The organism is Devosia sp., assembly GCF_040509215.1.
In the GTDB taxonomy this organism is placed as follows: Bacteria; Pseudomonadota; Alphaproteobacteria; order Rhizobiales; family Devosiaceae; genus Devosia.
Map to the genome: position 1 here is coordinate 1 of NZ_JBEVLL010000376.1, position 3,123 is coordinate 3,123.

Annotated in this window: 3 protein-coding genes; all 3 read left to right on the forward strand. The window is 62.0% G+C overall.

The features are described 5' to 3' along the window. The first annotated feature begins 153 nt into the window (after window positions 1-153). A complete protein-coding gene (locus ABW043_RS21165) occupies window positions 154-1,026 on the forward strand; it encodes a heme-dependent oxidative N-demethylase family protein (protein ID WP_353923175.1) in 873 nt (290 codons plus the stop codon). Window positions 1,027-1,087: 61 nt separating this feature from the next. Next, the gene (locus ABW043_RS21170) at window positions 1,088-1,519 is read left to right on the forward strand and encodes a MarR family winged helix-turn-helix transcriptional regulator (protein ID WP_353923176.1); all 432 of its coding nucleotides are present in this window, start codon (window positions 1,088-1,090) and stop codon (window positions 1,517-1,519) included. A 288-nt stretch (window positions 1,520-1,807) separates the two neighbouring features. Next, the coding region (locus tag ABW043_RS21175) for a GTP-binding protein (protein ID WP_353923177.1) at window positions 1,808-3,123 on the forward strand (1,316 nt) is incomplete at its 3' end.

Here is a 3,123-nt window from a genome sequence, read left to right on the forward strand (position 1 = left end):
GGCTTGCTGCGCAACCCGACCTCTCCCCCCTAGGGAGAGGTGTCGCTCCGCGATCTTGGCGCACTCCCACGTCTCCCTAGGGGGGAGAGGTCGCCGCGTAGCGGCGGGTGAGGGGGCCTTGCTATCCTCCATCCGCCCCGCTTTCATGGCGGCATGACGCTTCCCGCCTTCGACACGCGCCTTTTCCAGATCGCCACCAAGCCGCTCGACCCGGCAGATTGGCTCGATCCCAACGCGGACATGGCGGCGCAACTGGCCGAAAAAGCGCGGCTCCACAAAACCCATCTCGCCGAGATTTTTGCCGAGCTGCCTGAAAGCCGTCCGGCTCAGGCTGAGCTGCTTTCGCTGTTATTCGATTATCTGCCCACCCGCTTTCCCCACCTTTGGCCAAAGCGGGAGCAGGGGCTGCTGGTCGTGCCCACCGGCGAAGTGGTTGATCTTGCCGGTATTCCCCTGCTGCAGGCGGCAAAGCTGGTGCAGGACGATCTGCTCATCCTCTCGCGCACCCAACCCGGTTGGCGTCTCGTGGCGGCAAGCCTGAGTTTTCCGTCCTCCTGGGTGCTGGCCGAAAAAATCGGAAAAGTGCTCGACGCCATCCATGACCCGGTGCCGGGCTTCGGCCCCGAGACAAGACCAGCCCAGCTCATGGCGCGCATGTTCGATGCCCTGAGGCCGGAAGCGCCGATGATCCGCTGGAATTGGTCGCTCTATGGCGATAGCAGACTGTTTCATCCCGATGTATCGGGGCCAGACAAACCGCGCTTCGGCACGGGCGACAGGGCCGATTCCGTGCATCTGCGCATCGAGCGCCAGACCCTGCGAAAACTGCCTGAAACCGGAGCCATCGTCTTCACGATCAGGATTTCGCTGGTCGATCTCGACACTTTCGCTGGCCTGCCCGACGCCAAAGCCCTGGCCGGGCAGCTCCATACCCAGCTTCTGGCCCTGACAGCCGAACAGCTCGACTACAAGGGGCTGACGCGCGAGCGTGAGTGCGTTTTGGCGCGTCTCGCAGACATAATCTGAAACGCTTGCCCAAATCAGCGCGTCGCGCCTAAATGGGAAAAATCCTGAGTAGGCTCAGTATATGAACGAGACCACCGTCGCCGACCAGTTGAACTGGGCTGCCCGTCTTCTGGCGCGCGAAACGGAAACCATGCTGGGCCCCATCGGGCTCAATCCCGCCTATGTGCCGGTGCTTCTTGCCCTCTCGGCCGGCGGCGCGCATACGCCAAAGGGCCTTGCCGAAGCGGCATCCGTCGAACAACCAACCATGACCGCCACCATCCAGCGCATGGAGCGCGATGGCCTCGTGACGCGAAAGCGCAATCCCGACGACGGCCGCAGCGCCCTGATCGCGCTGACCCCGGCTGGTTATGATCGTATTGCCGATATGGACCGGGCCCTTGGCGCGCTCAACGAACTGCTGCTCGAGCAGTTCACCACGGCCGAACGCGAGCAATTTCTGGGCCTCCTGGGGCGTGTGGTTTCCGTACTGGAAGTACAGACCGGGCGCTGACCGTTTTTCCAGTGCTTGCTGGAATCCCTTGCATCGCAGCAAAAACGTTCGCGTTTCACGGAAATGACAACCCGATCTAAGGCACTTTCACAGTTTACCTTTTGATCGTGTCTTTGCCGATGCAGACCCGCCCTGCATCGGGAGCGCTTGTTAAGAGTGCTGTTTTTCTATATGAGCCGCACCGAAAAGCGCCAGTCTGCCCCGAATGCAGCTGGCGTTTCCTGTTTCCCGCATGTTTTGGCCGTTTGCCCTTGGCGCCGCTGGACCATGCCCAACGCCCCGGTGCCCATGTCCCTGCGCAATATTGCCATCATCGCCCACGTTGACCACGGTAAGACCACCCTGATCGACGTCCTGCTCAAGCAGTCGGGCTCATTCCGCGAAAACGAGCGCGTTGAAGAACGCGCCATGGACAGCAACGATATCGAGCGCGAGCGCGGTATCACCATTCTGGCCAAGGTGACCTCCCTGCTCTGGAAGGACACCCGCATCAATATCGTCGACACGCCCGGCCACGCCGACTTCGGCGGTGAAGTCGAGCGCATCCTGTCCATGGTCGACGGCGTGGTCATCCTCGTCGACGCTGCTGAAGGCCCGATGCCGCAGACCAAGTTCGTGCTTGGCAAGGCGCTGGCCCAGGGCCTGCGTCCGATCGTTGCCATCAACAAGATCGACAAGTCCGACGAGCGTCACCTCGAAGTGCTCGAAGAAATCTTCGATCTCTTCATCGCCCTCGACGCTTCGCCTGAGCAGCTCGATTTCCCGGTTCTCTACGGTTCGGCCAAGCAGGGCTGGATGGCGCTGGAGCCGGAAGGTCCGAAGGAAAGCCTCGGCCCGCTGCTCGACAAGGTCATCGAACACGTGCCGGAGCCCAGCGTCGAAGAAGGCGCGTTCCGCATGCTGGTCACCACCATCGAGCGCAACCCGTTCCTCGGCCGCATCCTGACTGGCCGCATCACTTCGGGTTCCGTCAAGGCCAACGACCCCATCCACACGCTCAACCGTGAAGGCAAGGAAGTCGAAAAGGGCCGCGTTTCCAAGGTTCTGGCCTTCCGTGGTCTTGAACGTACTCCGGTCGATATTGGCGAAGCCGGCGACATCGTCGCCATCGCCGGTCTTGTGACCTCGACCGTGGCCGATACGCTTTGCGCCACTTCGGTGACCAAGCCGATCGCCGCCAAGCCGATCGATCCCCCGACCCTGTCGGTCACCTTCCGCATCAATGACGGCCCGCTGGCTGGCCGTGAAGGCGATAAGGTGCAGTCGCGCGTTATCCGTGAACGCCTGATGCGCGAAGCCGAAGGCAACGTCGCTATCCGCGTGACCCCAGGCGACGACAACGACTCCTATGACGTTGCCGGCCGCGGCGAACTTCAGCTCGCCGTTCTCATCGAAAACATGCGCCGCGAAGGCTTTGAGCTGACCATCGGTCGCCCCAAGGTTCTCATGCAGGACATCGATGGCGTCCGTCACGAGCCGATCGAAGAAGTCATCATCGACGTCGATGACGAATTCACCGGCGCCGTCGTGCAGAAGCTGACCGAGCGCAAGGGCGAACTGACCGACATGCGTCCGTCCGGCGTTGGCCGTACCCGCATCCAGCT

Bases quoted from the DNA above. Each gene is read 5' to 3' on its own strand.
- ABW043_RS21165 (WP_353923175.1), top strand. From the start codon at position 154: ATGACGCTTCCCGCCTTCGACACGCGCCTTTTCCAGATCGCCACCAAG.
- ABW043_RS21170 (WP_353923176.1), top strand. From the start codon at position 1,088: ATGAACGAGACCACCGTCGCCGACCAGTTGAACTGGGCTGCCCGTCTT.